This is a genomic window from Roseovarius bejariae, from assembly GCF_009669325.1.
Lineage (GTDB): Bacteria > Pseudomonadota > Alphaproteobacteria > Rhodobacterales > Rhodobacteraceae > Roseovarius > Roseovarius bejariae.
Map to the genome: position 1 here is coordinate 2,545,294 of NZ_SZWE01000001.1, position 12,676 is coordinate 2,557,969.

Annotated in this window: 23 protein-coding genes; 22 read left to right on the forward strand and 1 reads right to left on the reverse strand. The window is 60.7% G+C overall.

Translation table 11 applies throughout. From position 1 onward, the window contains the following. Positions 1 to 50: 50 nt before the first annotated feature. Genes rplB through rplP form a run of 5 tightly spaced genes read left to right on the forward strand, consistent with a single transcriptional unit; the run spans position 51 to position 2,693 of the window. Positions 51 to 893, forward strand: coding sequence for a 50S ribosomal protein L2 (rplB, locus tag FDP25_RS12220; protein ID WP_154152095.1), 843 nt, complete (start codon positions 51 to 53; stop codon positions 891 to 893). Between the two features lie 3 nt (positions 894 to 896). Further along, complete coding sequence (gene rpsS / locus FDP25_RS12225) at positions 897 to 1,175, forward strand: 30S ribosomal protein S19 (protein ID WP_154152097.1); 279 nt, start codon at positions 897 to 899, stop codon at positions 1,173 to 1,175. Positions 1,176 to 1,178: 3 nt separating this feature from the next. Next, a complete protein-coding gene (gene rplV / locus FDP25_RS12230) occupies positions 1,179 to 1,559 on the forward strand; it encodes a 50S ribosomal protein L22 (protein ID WP_154152099.1) in 381 nt (126 codons plus the stop codon). Continuing rightward, positions 1,559 to 2,266 carry a 30S ribosomal protein S3 gene (gene rpsC / locus FDP25_RS12235; protein ID WP_154152101.1) on the forward strand — a complete coding sequence of 236 codons (708 nt, stop codon included), beginning with the start codon at positions 1,559 to 1,561 and terminating at the stop codon, positions 2,264 to 2,266. The genes rplV and rpsC overlap by 1 nt, the downstream gene beginning before the upstream one ends. Before the next feature lie 13 nt (positions 2,267 to 2,279). Beyond that, a complete protein-coding gene (gene rplP, locus FDP25_RS12240) occupies positions 2,280 to 2,693 on the forward strand; it encodes a 50S ribosomal protein L16 (protein WP_154152103.1) in 414 nt (137 codons plus the stop codon). A 117-nt stretch (positions 2,694 to 2,810) separates the two neighbouring features. Here the strand turns inward: rplP and FDP25_RS12245 are convergent, their stop codons facing one another. Then, positions 2,811 to 3,509, reverse strand: a complete 699-nt coding sequence (locus tag FDP25_RS12245) for a lysozyme family protein (protein WP_246175831.1) — start codon at positions 3,507 to 3,509, stop codon at positions 2,811 to 2,813. Positions 3,510 to 3,603: 94 nt separating this feature from the next. On the opposite strand from FDP25_RS12245, the gene FDP25_RS12250 reads away from it, so the two are divergent. The 17 genes from FDP25_RS12250 (at position 3,604) to rpsM (ending at position 12,675) form a co-directional block, all read left to right on the forward strand. Beyond that, positions 3,604 to 4,224: a 2OG-Fe(II) oxygenase family protein gene (locus FDP25_RS12250; RefSeq protein WP_154152105.1), complete on the forward strand. Its 621-nt coding sequence runs from the start codon at positions 3,604 to 3,606 to the stop codon at positions 4,222 to 4,224. Positions 4,225 to 4,323: 99 nt separating this feature from the next. Continuing rightward, positions 4,324 to 4,809: a bacterioferritin gene (locus FDP25_RS12255; RefSeq protein WP_154152107.1), complete on the forward strand. Its 486-nt coding sequence runs from the start codon at positions 4,324 to 4,326 to the stop codon at positions 4,807 to 4,809. A 202-nt stretch (positions 4,810 to 5,011) separates the two neighbouring features. Further along, a complete protein-coding gene (gene rpmC / locus FDP25_RS12260) occupies positions 5,012 to 5,218 on the forward strand; it encodes a 50S ribosomal protein L29 (RefSeq protein ID WP_154152109.1) in 207 nt (68 codons plus the stop codon). A gap of 15 nt (positions 5,219 to 5,233) precedes the next feature. After that, positions 5,234 to 5,464 (forward strand): 30S ribosomal protein S17, encoded by a 231-nt coding sequence (rpsQ, locus tag FDP25_RS12265; RefSeq protein WP_154152111.1) that lies wholly within the window; start codon positions 5,234 to 5,236, stop codon positions 5,462 to 5,464. 83 nt (positions 5,465 to 5,547) lie between these two features. Beyond that, the gene (rplN, locus tag FDP25_RS12270; protein ID WP_008757934.1) at positions 5,548 to 5,916 is read left to right on the forward strand and encodes a 50S ribosomal protein L14; all 369 of its coding nucleotides are present in this window, start codon (positions 5,548 to 5,550) and stop codon (positions 5,914 to 5,916) included. Between the two features lies 1 nt (position 5,917). Then, the gene (gene rplX / locus FDP25_RS12275; RefSeq protein WP_154152113.1) at positions 5,918 to 6,229 is read left to right on the forward strand and encodes a 50S ribosomal protein L24; all 312 of its coding nucleotides are present in this window, start codon (positions 5,918 to 5,920) and stop codon (positions 6,227 to 6,229) included. Further along, entirely contained in the window at positions 6,222 to 6,785 is a 564-nt protein-coding gene (gene rplE / locus FDP25_RS12280; RefSeq protein WP_154152115.1) for a 50S ribosomal protein L5, read from the forward strand. The genes rplX and rplE overlap by 8 nt, the downstream gene beginning before the upstream one ends. Positions 6,786 to 6,803: 18 nt before the next feature. After that, a complete protein-coding gene (gene rpsN, locus FDP25_RS12285) occupies positions 6,804 to 7,109 on the forward strand; it encodes a 30S ribosomal protein S14 (RefSeq protein WP_154152117.1) in 306 nt (101 codons plus the stop codon). Between the two features lie 13 nt (positions 7,110 to 7,122). Further along, a complete protein-coding gene (gene rpsH, locus FDP25_RS12290; RefSeq protein ID WP_154152119.1) occupies positions 7,123 to 7,515 on the forward strand; it encodes a 30S ribosomal protein S8 in 393 nt (130 codons plus the stop codon). Between the two features lie 12 nt (positions 7,516 to 7,527). Next, positions 7,528 to 8,061 carry a 50S ribosomal protein L6 gene (gene rplF / locus FDP25_RS12295; RefSeq protein WP_154152121.1) on the forward strand — a complete coding sequence of 178 codons (534 nt, stop codon included), beginning with the start codon at positions 7,528 to 7,530 and terminating at the stop codon, positions 8,059 to 8,061. A 12-nt stretch (positions 8,062 to 8,073) separates the two neighbouring features. After that, complete coding sequence (rplR, locus tag FDP25_RS12300) at positions 8,074 to 8,433, forward strand: 50S ribosomal protein L18 (protein WP_154152123.1); 360 nt, start codon at positions 8,074 to 8,076, stop codon at positions 8,431 to 8,433. Between the two features lie 121 nt (positions 8,434 to 8,554). Continuing rightward, positions 8,555 to 9,118 carry a 30S ribosomal protein S5 gene (rpsE, locus tag FDP25_RS12305; RefSeq protein ID WP_154152125.1) on the forward strand — a complete coding sequence of 188 codons (564 nt, stop codon included), beginning with the start codon at positions 8,555 to 8,557 and terminating at the stop codon, positions 9,116 to 9,118. A gap of 12 nt (positions 9,119 to 9,130) precedes the next feature. Further along, positions 9,131 to 9,319, forward strand: coding sequence for a 50S ribosomal protein L30 (gene rpmD / locus FDP25_RS12310; RefSeq protein WP_069301454.1), 189 nt, complete (start codon positions 9,131 to 9,133; stop codon positions 9,317 to 9,319). 262 nt (positions 9,320 to 9,581) lie between these two features. Continuing rightward, on the forward strand, positions 9,582 to 10,055 hold the full coding sequence (gene rplO / locus FDP25_RS12315) for a 50S ribosomal protein L15 (RefSeq protein WP_154152127.1): 474 nt from the start codon (positions 9,582 to 9,584) through the stop codon (positions 10,053 to 10,055). A gap of 111 nt (positions 10,056 to 10,166) precedes the next feature. Continuing rightward, positions 10,167 to 11,537: a preprotein translocase subunit SecY gene (gene secY / locus FDP25_RS12320; RefSeq protein ID WP_154152129.1), complete on the forward strand. Its 1,371-nt coding sequence runs from the start codon at positions 10,167 to 10,169 to the stop codon at positions 11,535 to 11,537. Continuing rightward, on the forward strand, positions 11,534 to 12,112 hold the full coding sequence (locus tag FDP25_RS12325) for an adenylate kinase (protein WP_154152131.1): 579 nt from the start codon (positions 11,534 to 11,536) through the stop codon (positions 12,110 to 12,112). The genes secY and FDP25_RS12325 overlap by 4 nt, the downstream gene beginning before the upstream one ends. 194 nt (positions 12,113 to 12,306) lie before the next feature. Beyond that, positions 12,307 to 12,675 (forward strand): 30S ribosomal protein S13, encoded by a 369-nt coding sequence (rpsM, locus tag FDP25_RS12330; protein ID WP_343032037.1) that lies wholly within the window; start codon positions 12,307 to 12,309, stop codon positions 12,673 to 12,675. Position 12,676: the final 1 nt, after the last annotated feature.

Consider the following 12,676-nt stretch of genomic DNA (forward strand, 5'->3'; position numbering starts at 1 on the left):
TCACATAGGCGGGGCAGGGCCCTGCCGCTAGCAAACGGAAGACAGAAAGCATGGCACTCAAGTCGTATAAGCCGACGACGCCGGGCCAGCGCGGGCTGGTGCTGATCGACCGTTCGGAGCTGTACAAAGGGCGTCCGGTCAAATCCCTCACCGAGGGTCTGACCAAATCGGGCGGCCGGAACAACACCGGGCGGATTACCTCGCGTCGTCGCGGGGGTGGGGCGAAACGCCTCTATCGCGTCGTTGATTTCAAACGCAACAAATTCGATGTGGCGGCCACCGTCGAGCGGATCGAATACGATCCGAACCGGACCGCCTTCATCGCGCTGATCAAGTACGAGGACGGCGAACAGGCCTATATCCTCGCGCCCCAGCGTATGGCCATCGGCGACAAGATTTTCGCCGGTAACAAGGTCGACATCAAGCCCGGCAACTGCATGCCCTTCGCCGGGATGCCCATCGGGACCATCGTTCACAACATCGAACTCAAGCCCGGCAAGGGTGGCCAGATCGCACGCGCCGCGGGCACCTATGCCCAGTTCGTCGGCCGTGACGGTGGCTACGCCCAGATCCGCCTGAGCTCGGGTGAACTGCGCATGGTCCGTCAGGAATGCAAGGCCACCGTCGGTGCCGTGTCGAACCCCGACAACAGCAACCAGAACTACGGTAAAGCCGGTCGTATGCGCCACAAAGGCATCCGCCCGTCCGTCCGTGGTGTGGTCATGAACCCGATCGATCACCCCCATGGTGGTGGTGAGGGCCGGACCTCGGGTGGTCGTCACCCGGTCACGCCCTGGGGCAAGCCGACCAAGGGTGCCCGCACCCGCAACACGAACAAGGCGTCGCAAAAGCTTATCATCCGCTCGCGTCACGCCAAGAAGAAGGGCCGCTAACACATGGCACGTTCTGTATGGAAGGGCCCGTTTGTTGATGCCTACGTCCTGAAAAAGGCCGAGGCAGTACGCGAAAGCGGGCGTAACGAAGTCATCAAGATCTGGTCGCGCCGCTCGACGATCCTGCCCCAATTCGTGGGCCTGACGTTTGGCGTCTATAACGGGCACAAGCACGTCCCCGTTAACGTGACCGAGGACATGATCGGTCAGAAATTCGGTGAATACTCGCCGACCCGTACCTACTATGGGCACGCGGCCGACAAAAAAGCCAAGAGGAAGTAAGCCATGGGTAAGGATAAGAATCCCCGCCGCGTGGCGGACAACGAAGCGATGGCCAAGCTGCGCATGCTGCGCACCAGCCCGCAAAAACTCAACCTCGTTGCGGCGATGATCCGTGGCAAGAAGGTCGACAAGGCTCTCAACGACCTGACCTTCAGCCAAAAGCGGATCGCCGAGGATGTGCGCAAGTGCCTCCAGTCGGCCATCGCCAATGCCGAGAACAACCACAACCTGGATGTCGACGAACTGATCGTCGCCGAGGCCTATGTCGGCAAGAACCTTGTCATGAAGCGCGGTCGCCCGCGCGCCCGTGGCCGGTTCGGCGCGCTGCGCAAGCCGTTCTCGGAACTGACCATCAAGGTGCGTCAAATTGAGGAGCAAGCCTAATGGGTAACAAAGTCAATCCGATTGGCATGCGCCTTCAGGTGAACCGCACCTGGGACAGCCGCTGGTACGCCGATACGAAGGATTACGGTGATCTTCTGCTCGAAGACGTCGCGATCCGTGAGTTCATCGAGAAAGAGTGCAAGCAGGCCGGCGTCAGCCGTGTGATCATCGAACGTCCGCACAAGAAGTGCCGCGTCACGATCCACACCGCACGTCCGGGTGTGATCATCGGCAAAAAAGGCGCCGATATCGAAACCCTGCGCAAGAAGCTGGCGAAAATGACCGACAGCGAATTGCACCTCAACATCGTCGAGGTTCGCAAGCCCGAACTGGACGCCGCTCTGGTCGGTGACAGCATCGCACAACAGCTGGAGCGTCGTGTGTCGTTCCGCCGTGCGATGAAACGTGCCGTGCAGAACGCGATGCGCATGGGCGCCCTTGGCATCCGTGTGAATGTCGCCGGTCGTCTGGGCGGGGCCGAGATCGCACGTACCGAATGGTACCGCGAAGGCCGTGTGCCCCTGCACACCCTGCGCGCCGACATCGACTATGCCCACAAGGAAGCCGAAACGCCCTACGGCATCATCGGCATCAAGGTGTGGATCTTCAAAGGCGAGATCATGGAGCACGACCCGTCGGCCCGTGATCGCAAAGCCCAGGAGCTCCAGGATGGTCCCGCGCCCCGTGGCGCCGGCGGCCGTCGCTAAGGAGGACTGAACAATGCTTCAACCAAAGCGTACAAAGTTCCGCAAGCAGCACAAGGGCCGCATCAAGGGCCTCGCCAAAGGTGGGTCGGACCTGAACTTCGGGTCCTACGGCCTCAAGGCCACCCAACCCGAGCGCGTGACCGCCCGTCAGATCGAGGCCGCCCGTCGTGCCATGACGCGTCACATGAAACGTCAGGGCCGCGTCTGGATCCGGATCTTCCCGGATGTCCCCGTGACCGCCAAACCGATCGAGGTTCGGATGGGTAAAGGGAAAGGCTCGGTCGACCGTTGGGTTTGCAAAGTGAAGCCCGGTCGCGTGATGTTCGAGATCGACGGTGTGTCCGACAGCGTCGCCATGGAGGCCCTGCGCCTCGCGGCGATGAAACTGCCGGTCAAGACCCGCGTCGTTGTTCGGGAAGATTGGTAACGTCATTCGCTTGCGAATGACGCGTGCGGTATAGCGGATTTCTGAAAGAAATCTGCGGGCCGCACCCCGGTGAAGAAAAAGAAACCCCCGTCAGGAAACTGGCGGGGGTTTTTCTTTTTACCCATCCAAAATCGCCCGCACCTCCCGCGCAAAAACCGCATACTCCATCGTCGCCGTGTTCCCGGCATATCCCTGATAATAACTCCGCCCCGAGGGCAGGGGCAGGCCGGCCCAGATTTTCGCAAGGTTCAGCATGAAGGTCTCTGCCGTGATCTCCCCGGTCTGCGCCTTCAAAAAACCCGCATCGCCCAGCAACAGGTTGGCCAGACGGTCCTGCACCTCCGGGCTGAACCGGGTCTCGGGCGGCAGGCCCAGCCGTTTCACCGAATGCCGCAAGGTCGCCGGGATAAACTGATACCGGCCGATGGCATGAGGTTGCCCCGGCGTGGCGGCAATCCATGCAAAGATCTCACCCAAACTCATATCCGTCGGGCGTTTGGGCGGTTTCACCCGTGCCCCGTGTTGCACCGCGTCATATCCCATTGGCCCGGCCTCGGCCCGGGCGATCAGATCGTGCAATCGCGCGGCCTTGCCACCGCCTTGCCGCAACGGCGCCTCCCTCCGCCCGGGTAAGGCGGCGAATAGCCCACCGTCGGCCTCATCCATGAAAAGGCTTGCCAATCGCGCCTTGGCCGTCGTTTCGCCCTGCACCGTAAACAGAGGTTGCCGGGCCGCGAACAGGCCTGCCGCCGATGGCTCAGCAAGGCCCGCGCCTGCAAAGACCATCCATATACAAACCGCGATAATAACCCGCATTGCCCTTGCCCCTTTCTGGTGCCTCAATGCGGGGTATGGCGCAAAGACCTAAAGATTTCCTTGCCTTTGGCCCCACGCGCGGTATCACGCGGCCATGGCACAGATAGATTCCCTTTTCGTCACCCGTCTTTACCGCGCCGCTTTGTCCGAACATGGCCCCGCCATCGACGCGCAGGAGCTTGAGGCGTCTTGTTATTCCATCGCCGAAGATGACGAGGCAGGGCAGGAGTGGTGCGAAACCGAAGGCTACCCCGGCTATACCTCCTATGCCTCGCTCACCGATTTGCCGTGGCGCTTCCCGATCTTCGCCGATCTGGTCGAGGCGCTGGACAAACACGTCGCCGCCTTCGCCGAAGATCTGGAATTCGATCTCGACGGGCGCGAATTGAAGCTTGAAGACCTCTGGATCAACATCCTGCCCGAAGGCGGCACGCATTCATCGCACCTGCACCCGCATTCGGTGATTTCCGGCACCACCTATGTGTCCATGCCCGATGGGGCCAGCGCCCTGAAACTCGAAGACCCGCGCTCGGCCCGGATGATGGCCGCCCCGGCGCGCAAAAAAGGCGCCCGGCGGGAGTTGCAGACCTTCACCTATGAAAAACCCAAGGTCGGCGACGTTCTGCTCTGGGAAAGCTGGCTGCGCCACGAAGTGCCGATGAACATGTCCGAAGACGACCGGATTTCGGTCAGCTTCAATTACGCCTGGGCGTGATCACGACGTTCTTTTCGTATTTTGAAAATAATATGTGTTGGGGGTTCAAATCCGTGCATCAAGGCGTAGCTTGGATGCATAGGAAAAGGGAGCATCTCCATGTCCAATGACACCACACTCAAAAACCTGAATACCGCGTTGCAGATGGAACTGACCGCAGCGCACCAATACCAGTTGCATGCCCATTTGCTGGACGATTGGGGGCTGGACAAGCTGGCCAGGCAGATGCGCGGAGAGTTCGACGAGGAAAACGGACACGCGGACAGGTTCCTCGAACGGATTTTTGCCCTTGGCGGAGAGCCGGAAATGGCCTTTGCCGCGACACCCAAGGTTTCCGGGTCCTTGCGTGACATGTTCCAAAGCGACCTCGACGACGAAAAGGACGCGATCAAGTTCTACACGCAGGCCGCCAAGGCCGCCTACGAGGCGGATGATCTGGCCTCCAAGGCGCTGTTCGAAGGCATCGCGATAGAGGAGGAAGGCCACAAGGAATGGCTCGAACTCCAACTCAGCCTGCTGGACCGTCTGGGCGAGCAGCGCTACGCGTCGAAATATGTCACGGCGGGCGAAACCGTAGAAGACTAAGCCCGCGCGACGCGCGGTCAACGCCCGGGGGCAAGCCAAAGTTTTGCTTGCCCTCGAATTTTACCTCCCTTATAGAGCGCCAATCCATGGGTCCCCCGCGCGTCGGGGGATTCGTGTTGTATTGCAATTCATCCACCAGGTCTCAGGTCACCCTGTACCAACCGACAGGGGCCCGCTGGTGTTTTGAGAAAGGAAAAAGGCGATGAACGCCCAAGAGCTGAGAGACAAGACGCCCGACCAGCTGCGCGAGCAGCTGACCGAGCTGAAGAAAGAGCAGTTCAACCTGCGCTTTCAGGCTGCCACGGGGCAGCTGGAAAACCCCGCCCGGATGAAAACCGTGCGCCGCAACGCGGCCCGCGTTCTGACCATCCTCAACGAAAAAGCCGCTTCCGCGGCCGACGCAGAATAAGGGAGGCCTTGAGTTATGCCCAAACGTATCCTTCAAGGCACCGTGACCAGCGACGCCAACGCCCAAACCGTGACCGTTTCGGTCGAACGCCGCTTCACGCACCCGGTTCTGAAGAAAACCATCCGTAAGTCCAAGAAGTACCGGGCTCACGATGAGAAGAACGCCTACAAAGTGGGTGATCGCGTGCGCATCATCGAATGCGCTCCGAAATCGAAGACCAAACGCTGGGAAGTGCTGGAGGCGTAAGCCTCCGTCACGGACCGGTATAATCGAAACCCTGGGGTCCACGGCCTGACTGCAAGGCGGCCCCAAAGGTCGGGAGAAACCAAATGATCCAGATGCAGACCAATCTGGATGTTGCTGACAACTCCGGCGCGCGCCGGGTTCAGTGCATCAAGGTCCTGGGTGGCTCCAAGCGTAAATACGCGTCCGTCGGCGACATCATTGTCGTCTCGGTAAAAGAAGCCATCCCGCGCGGCCGCGTGAAAAAGGGTGACGTCCGAAAGGCCGTCGTCGTGCGCACCGCCAAGGAAGTTCGCCGGGAAGACGGCACCGCGATCCGCTTCGATCGCAACGCCGCCGTGATCCTCAACAACAACAACGAGCCGGTCGGCACCCGTATCTTCGGGCCGGTGGTTCGCGAGTTGCGCGGCAAGAACTTCATGAAAATCATCTCGCTCGCCCCGGAGGTGCTGTAAGATGGCTGCTAAACTGAAAAAAGGCGACAAGGTCGTCGTGCTCGCCGGCAAGGACAAGGGCAAGGAAGGCACCATCGCCTCCGTTGACCCCAAGGCCGGCAAAGCCGTGGTCGAAGGCATCAACATGGCCATCCGCCACACCCGCCAAAGCCAGAACAGTCAAGGCGGCCGCCTGCCCAAGGCCCTGCCGATCGACCTCAGCAACCTGGCGTTTCTGGACAAGAACGGCAAACCCACCCGCGTTGGCTTCAAGACCGAAGGCGACAAGAAGGTGCGTTTCGCCAAGACCACGGGGGACGTGATCGATGCTTGATACCGCAAATTACACCCCGCGTCTGCGCCAGCAGTTCCGCGACACGATCAAAGCGGCTCTGAAAGAAGAGTTTGGCTATACCAACGACATGCAGATCCCGCGCCTGGACAAGATCGTCCTGAACATCGGCTGCGGTGCCGAAGCGGTCAAAGACTCCAAGAAAGCCAAATCGGCCCAGGAAGACCTGACCATGATCGCCGGCCAACAGGCCGTCGTGACCAAGGCAAAGAACTCGATCGCCGGTTTCCGCGTTCGTGAAGACATGCCGCTCGGTGCCAAGGTGACCCTGCGCGGTGACCGCATGTACGAATTCCTCGATCGTCTGATCACGATTGCAATGCCCCGCATCCGCGACTTCCGCGGCGTGTCGGGCAAATCCTTCGATGGTCGTGGCAACTATGCCATGGGCCTCAAGGAACACATCGTGTTCCCCGAGATCAACTTCGACAAGGTCGATGAGGTCTGGGGCATGGACATCATTATCGCCACCACGGCGCAAACCGACGCTGAAGCCAAGGCGCTGTTGAAGCACTTCAACATGCCCTTCAACAGCTGATCGCGGGAGGAATTTGATATGGCTAAAAAAGCAATGATCGAACGCGAGAAGAAGCGTCAGCGCCTGGTTGCGAAATACGTCGCCAAGCGGGCCGCTCTCAAAGAGATCATCAACGACGAAAGCAAGCCGATGGAAGAGCGTTTCCGCGCCTCCCTGAAGCTGGCGGAACTGCCGCGCAACAGCTCGGCCACCCGGTTGCACAACCGCTGCCAGCTGACGGGCCGTCCGCATGCTTACTACCGTAAACTCAAAGTGTCGCGGATCGCCCTGCGCGAACTTGGCTCGAATGGCCAAGCTCCCGGCATGGTGAAATCGAGCTGGTAAGGAGGACGATTAGATGAACGATCCTATCGGCGATATGCTCACCCGGATCCGCAACGCAGCCATGCGTGGCAAGTCCACCGTCATGTGCCCGGCCTCCAAGCTGCGCGCATGGGTTCTGGACGTGCTGGCGGACGAAGGTTACATCCGCGGCTATGAAAAAGTGACCGGCGCAAACGGTCACCCGGCCCTGGAAATCAGCCTGAAGTACTTCGAAGGCGCCCCCGCCATTCGCGAAATGAAACGGGTCTCCAAACCCGGTCGTCGCGTCTATGCGAGCGTCAATGACATCCCGTCGGTCCGTCAGGGCCTGGGCGTGTCGATTGTCTCCACCCCCAAGGGTGTGATGTCGGACGCATCCGCACGCGCCGCCAACGTCGGTGGCGAAGTGCTTTGCACCGTATTCTAAGGAGGCCCGAACATGTCTCGTATCGGTAAACAACCCGTGGCCCTGCCCGATGGCGTTACTGCCTCGCTCAGCGGCCAGACCATCGAAGTGAAGGGGCCCAAGGCCACCAAGACCTTCACCGCGACCGATGACGTCACCATCACCATCGAGGATGGCCAGGTGACGGTTGCGCCGCGCGGCAAATCCAAGCGCGCGCGCCAACAGTGGGGGATGACCCGCACGATCATCGCGAACCTGGTCCACGGCTCCAACGAACCCTTCAAGAAAGAGCTCGAAATTCAGGGCGTGGGCTACCGCGCTCAGATTCAGGGCAACATCGTGAAGCTTAACCTCGGCCTCAGCCACGACGTGGATTTCGAGGTTCCGGAAGGTGTGACTGTCACCGCGCCCAAGCCCACCGAACTGGTGGTCGAAGGCTATGACAAGCAACTCGTCGGTCAGGTCGCGGCAAACATCCGCGATTGGCGCCGCCCCGAGCCCTACAAGGGCAAAGGGATCCGCTACAAGGGCGAGTACATCTTCCAGAAGGAAGGCAAGAAGAAGTAAGGAACGCGACAGATGGCAAACAGCAAAAGAAAACTGTTCCAAAAACGCCGCCTGCGCGTTCGGAGCAAACTTCGCAAGGTCAACGCAGGGCGTCCGCGCCTCAGCGTGCATCGTTCGAGCAAGAACCTCAGCGTGCAGATTATCGACGATCTCAACGGCGTCACCCTGGCCTCGGCCTCGACGCTCGAAAAAGATCTGGGCCTCAAGGGCAAGAACAACCTCGAAGCCGCCGCGAAAATCGGCAGCACGATCGCCGAGCGCGCCAAGAAGGCCGGCATCACCGAGGCACAGTTCGACCGTGGCGGCTTCCTCTTCCATGGCCGGATCAAGGCCGTGGCGGACGCAGCCCGCGAAGGCGGTCTGAAAATCTAAGGTGTAGGGGGCCGGTGTTGCTGGCCCCCTCGATGATCAGGGTCGCGGCCATGGTGCCGCGACACCAGTGATCGAGACAACCGGAATGGTGCCGCAGGGTGCCGCATGGAAAGGATGCCAAATGGCAAGAGATGACAACCGCCGCGGAGGTCGCGATCGCGACGAAGCGCCGGAATTCGCAGATCGCCTTGTCGCGATCAACCGCGTGTCGAAAACCGTGAAAGGTGGTAAGCGCTTCGGCTTTGCCGCTCTCGTGGTCGTCGGCGATCAGAAAGGCCGCGTCGGCTTCGGCAAGGGCAAGGCCAAAGAGGTGCCCGAGGCGATCCGCAAGGCGACCGAACAAGCCAAGCGCAAGATGATCCGTGTGCCCCTGAAAGAGGGCCGCACCCTGCACCACGACGGTTTTGGTCGTCACGGCGCGGGCAAGGTCGTGATGCGCACGGCGCCGACCGGGACCGGTATCATCGCCGGTGGTCCGATGCGTGCCGTGTTCGAAATGCTGGGCGTGCATGACGTCGTGGCGAAATCGACCGGGTCGCAGAACCCCTATGCGATGATCCACGCCACCCTGAACGCGCTGCAATTCCAATCCAGCCCCCGCATGGTGGCACAGCGCCGCGGTAAAAAGGTCGCCGACATCCTGAAAAAGGATGACGCACCGGCCAAAGAATCCGCCGAAGCGTAAGGAGAGCGACCAATGGCCAAGACTATCGTCGTCAAACAAATCGGCTCGCCGATCCGCCGCCCCGAGAAACAGCGCCAGACGCTGATCGGGTTGGGCCTGAACAAGATGCACAAGACCCGCGAGCTGGAAGACACCCCGGCCGTGCGCGGCATGATCGCCAAGATCCCGCACATGGTCGAAATCATCGAGGAAAAGGGCTGAGCCGTTTTCTTTAAAAGAAAACGGACCGGAAATTTTGAAAATTTCCGCCGCCAAGGTCCAGACGCCCCGGTCAGAAATGGCCGGGGCGTTTTGCATTTAATGATGGGGCAGGGGGGTGCACATTTCTTGCCCCCTTGCATCGCGCCCTTTCACCCCTTATACGCCCGCGGGTGGCCTCTTGGGCTACGACTCAACATATCAAGAAACGCCGTGGTTGGCCTATCACGCTTCGGGGGTCACATCCGGCATCAGGAGAAGCGACATGAAACTGAACGAACTGCACGACAATCCCGGCGCAACCAAACGCCGCAAGCGTATTGGCCGTGGCCCGGGCTCGGGCATGGGCAAAACCGGCGGCCGGGGCCTGAAGGGTCAGAAATCCCGCTCGGGTGTGGCCATCAAGGGCTTTGAAGGCGGCCAGATGCCGATCTATCAGCGCCTTCCCAAGCGCGGCTTTACCAAACCCAACCGCAAGAAATTCGCCGTGGTGAACCTCGGCCTGATCCAGAAATTCGTCGATGCGGGCAAGCTGGATGCGAAATCCGCCATCACCGAAGACGCGCTGCTTGATGCGGGCCTCGTGCGCCGCAAGCTCGACGGTGTGCGCGTTCTCGCCAAGGGCGAGGTGACCGGCAAGCTCAACATCGAAGTGACCGGCGCGTCGAAATCCGCCGTCGAAGCTGTCGAAAAGGCGGGTGGCTCCCTGACAGTCACAACCGCGCAGGCGGCTGAATAACAGGTTGTGAGCGGCGCCCGCGCCGCTTACATAACCTTAAGTTTTCCCAAACGCCGCCTGGGCCGGAAAACGGCTTGAGGCGGCGTTGTCGTTCAAGGAAGAGACCCGCGCATGGTATCTGCAGCAGAACAAATGGCCGCCAACACCAGTTGGGCCGCCCTCGGCAAGGCCACCGATCTCCGCAACCGCATCCTGTTCACGCTCGGTCTGCTGGTCGTTTACCGGCTGGGCACCTATATCCCGGTCCCCGGTATCGACGGCGCCGCGCTGCGTGACTTCATGGAAGGCGCGCAGGCGTCGATCGGCGGGATGCTGTCGATGTTCACCGGCGGTGCGCTTGGCCGTATGGGCATCTTCGCGCTTGGCATCATGCCCTATATCTCGGCCTCGATCATCGTTCAGCTTCTGACCGCCATGGTCCCGGCGCTCGAACAACTCAAGAAAGAGGGCGAGCAGGGCCGCAAGAAGATCAACCAGTATACCCGCTACGGCACCGTGGGGCTTGCCACGCTGCAATCCTACGGGCTGGCGGCCTCGCTCCAGTCGGGCGACCTGGTGACGAACCCGGGCTTCTTCTTCATCGCAAGCTGCATGATCACCCTCGTCGGTGGCACCATGTTCCTGATGTGGCTGGGTGAACAGATCACCGCGCGCGGTGTCGGCAACGGTATCTCGCTGATCATCTTCGTGGGCATCATCGCCGAGGTTCCCGCCGCCCTTGCGCAGTTCTTTTCCCAAGGCCGCTCGGGCGCCATCTCGCCCGCGGTGATCATCGGCGTCATCCTCATGGTCATCGCCGTGATCGCCTTCGTGGTCTTCATGGAACGCTCCCTGCGCAAGATCCATATCCAGTACCCCCGCCGCCAGGTGGGCATGAAGGTCTATGACGGCGGCACCTCGCACCTGCCGATCAAGGTGAACCCGGCGGGCGTGATCCCGGCGATCTTCGCTTCCTCGCTGCTGCTGCTGCCCGCCACGATCAGTACCTTCTCGGGCAACCAGACCAGCCCCATCATGTCGACGATCATGGCCTATTTCGGCCCCGGACAGCCGCTCTACCTGCTGTTCTTCGCCGCGATGATCGTTTTCTTCGCGTATTTCTACACCTACAACGTGGCCTTCAAACCCGATGAGGTTTCCGACAACCTGAAAAAGCAGAACGGCTTTGTCCCCGGCATCCGCCCGGGCAAGAAAACCGCCGAGTATCTCGAATACGTGGTGGCCCGTGTTCTGGTTCTCGGCTCGGCCTACCTTGCGGCAGTTTGTCTCCTGCCCGAAGTTCTGCGTAGCCAATTCGCCATTCCTTTCTATTTTGGCGGCACCTCGGTCCTCATCGTGGTCTCCGTGACCATGGACACGATCCAGCAGGTTCAATCGCACCTGCTCGCCCACCAGTACGAGGGCCTGATCGAGAAATCGCAACTGGGCGGCAAAGGTAAGGGCAAGAAACGCGCCCGCAGAAAAGGGACAGGACGCAAATGAATATTATCCTCCTCGGACCACCGGGCGCGGGCAAGGGCACACAAGCCCAGAAACTCGTCGATGCACGCAACATGATCCAACTCTCGACCGGCGACATGCTGCGCGAGGCCAAGGACAGCGGCACCGAAATGGGCAAGATCGTCGCCGATGTCATGGCCCGCGGTGACCTTGTCACCGACGAGATCGTGATCGGCCTCATCCGCGAGAAGCTGCAAGGCGACAAGCAGGGCGGCTTCATCTTCGACGGCTTCCCCCGGACGCTGGCACAGGCTGACGCATTGGCCGACCTCCTGCAAGAGCAGGGCGAGTCCCTCGATGCGGTGATCGAAATGCGCGTCGATGACGACACGCTCGTCAAACGTATCGTCGGCCGCGCCGAAGAAGCGCGCGCTGCGGGCAAACCCGTGCGCGCCGACGACAACGAGGAAAGCGTCAAACACCGCTTGATGGAATACTACAAGAAAACGGCTCCTCTGATTGGTTATTACTACGCCAAGGACCAACTCCAAAGCGTGGACGGATTGGGCGCGATCGACGAGGTTTCCGGCGCCATCGCGGGCGTGCTGGACAAATAAGGGCAGGGGGGTTGACGCCCCTCGATTTTGCGCCTAACCACCCCTATCTCGAAAGAGTAAATGATTCCCTATTGGTCCGTCCGATTGCGAATCGATCACCTGGAATTCAGCTGCGGCCCGAAGCGTCACGCCTCGGGCCTACGTTGTGAAAAAAGGTTCTGGAGCTACGGAACCGCAACGAAAGGATATGACACGTGGCACGTATCGCCGGCGTAAACCTTCCCACCGCCAAACGGGTGCCTATCGCCCTGACCTATATCACCGGAATTGGCCACACCTCGGCCAAGGCCATCTGCGAAGCTGTCAACATCGACCCCACCCGCCGGGTGAACGAGCTCAGCGACGCCGAAGCACTGGCCCTGCGCGAACACATCGACGGCAACTACACCGTCGAAGGTGACCTGCGCCGTGAAGTGCAGATGAACATCAAGCGCCTGATGGACCTCGGGTCCTACCGTGGCCTGCGTCACCGCCGCAACCTGCCGGTTCGCGGTCAGCGGACGCACACCAATGCCCGCACCCGCAAGGGCCCGGCGAAACCCATCGCCGGCAAGAAGAAGTAAG

Excerpts from the sequence above, each read along its gene's own strand:
- rplB (WP_154152095.1), top strand. The coding sequence starts at position 51 with ATGGCACTCAAGTCGTATAAGCCGACGACGCCGGGCCAGCGCGGGCTG.
- rpsS (WP_154152097.1), top strand. The coding sequence starts at position 897 with ATGGCACGTTCTGTATGGAAGGGCCCGTTTGTTGATGCCTACGTCCTG.
- rplV (WP_154152099.1), top strand. The coding sequence starts at position 1,179 with ATGGGTAAGGATAAGAATCCCCGCCGCGTGGCGGACAACGAAGCGATG.
- rpsC (WP_154152101.1), top strand. The coding sequence starts at position 1,559 with ATGGGTAACAAAGTCAATCCGATTGGCATGCGCCTTCAGGTGAACCGC.
- rplP (WP_154152103.1), top strand. The coding sequence starts at position 2,280 with ATGCTTCAACCAAAGCGTACAAAGTTCCGCAAGCAGCACAAGGGCCGC.
- FDP25_RS12245 (WP_246175831.1), bottom strand. The coding sequence starts at position 3,509 with ATGCGGGTTATTATCGCGGTTTGTATATGGATGGTCTTTGCAGGCGCG.
- FDP25_RS12250 (WP_154152105.1), top strand. The coding sequence starts at position 3,604 with ATGGCACAGATAGATTCCCTTTTCGTCACCCGTCTTTACCGCGCCGCT.
- FDP25_RS12255 (WP_154152107.1), top strand. The coding sequence starts at position 4,324 with ATGTCCAATGACACCACACTCAAAAACCTGAATACCGCGTTGCAGATG.
- rpmC (WP_154152109.1), top strand. The coding sequence starts at position 5,012 with ATGAACGCCCAAGAGCTGAGAGACAAGACGCCCGACCAGCTGCGCGAG.
- rpsQ (WP_154152111.1), top strand. The coding sequence starts at position 5,234 with ATGCCCAAACGTATCCTTCAAGGCACCGTGACCAGCGACGCCAACGCC.
- rplN (WP_008757934.1), top strand. The coding sequence starts at position 5,548 with ATGATCCAGATGCAGACCAATCTGGATGTTGCTGACAACTCCGGCGCG.
- rplX (WP_154152113.1), top strand. The coding sequence starts at position 5,918 with ATGGCTGCTAAACTGAAAAAAGGCGACAAGGTCGTCGTGCTCGCCGGC.
- rplE (WP_154152115.1), top strand. The coding sequence starts at position 6,222 with ATGCTTGATACCGCAAATTACACCCCGCGTCTGCGCCAGCAGTTCCGC.
- rpsN (WP_154152117.1), top strand. The coding sequence starts at position 6,804 with ATGGCTAAAAAAGCAATGATCGAACGCGAGAAGAAGCGTCAGCGCCTG.
- rpsH (WP_154152119.1), top strand. The coding sequence starts at position 7,123 with ATGAACGATCCTATCGGCGATATGCTCACCCGGATCCGCAACGCAGCC.
- rplF (WP_154152121.1), top strand. The coding sequence starts at position 7,528 with ATGTCTCGTATCGGTAAACAACCCGTGGCCCTGCCCGATGGCGTTACT.
- rplR (WP_154152123.1), top strand. The coding sequence starts at position 8,074 with ATGGCAAACAGCAAAAGAAAACTGTTCCAAAAACGCCGCCTGCGCGTT.
- rpsE (WP_154152125.1), top strand. The coding sequence starts at position 8,555 with ATGGCAAGAGATGACAACCGCCGCGGAGGTCGCGATCGCGACGAAGCG.
- rpmD (WP_069301454.1), top strand. The coding sequence starts at position 9,131 with ATGGCCAAGACTATCGTCGTCAAACAAATCGGCTCGCCGATCCGCCGC.
- rplO (WP_154152127.1), top strand. The coding sequence starts at position 9,582 with ATGAAACTGAACGAACTGCACGACAATCCCGGCGCAACCAAACGCCGC.
- secY (WP_154152129.1), top strand. The coding sequence starts at position 10,167 with ATGGTATCTGCAGCAGAACAAATGGCCGCCAACACCAGTTGGGCCGCC.
- FDP25_RS12325 (WP_154152131.1), top strand. The coding sequence starts at position 11,534 with ATGAATATTATCCTCCTCGGACCACCGGGCGCGGGCAAGGGCACACAA.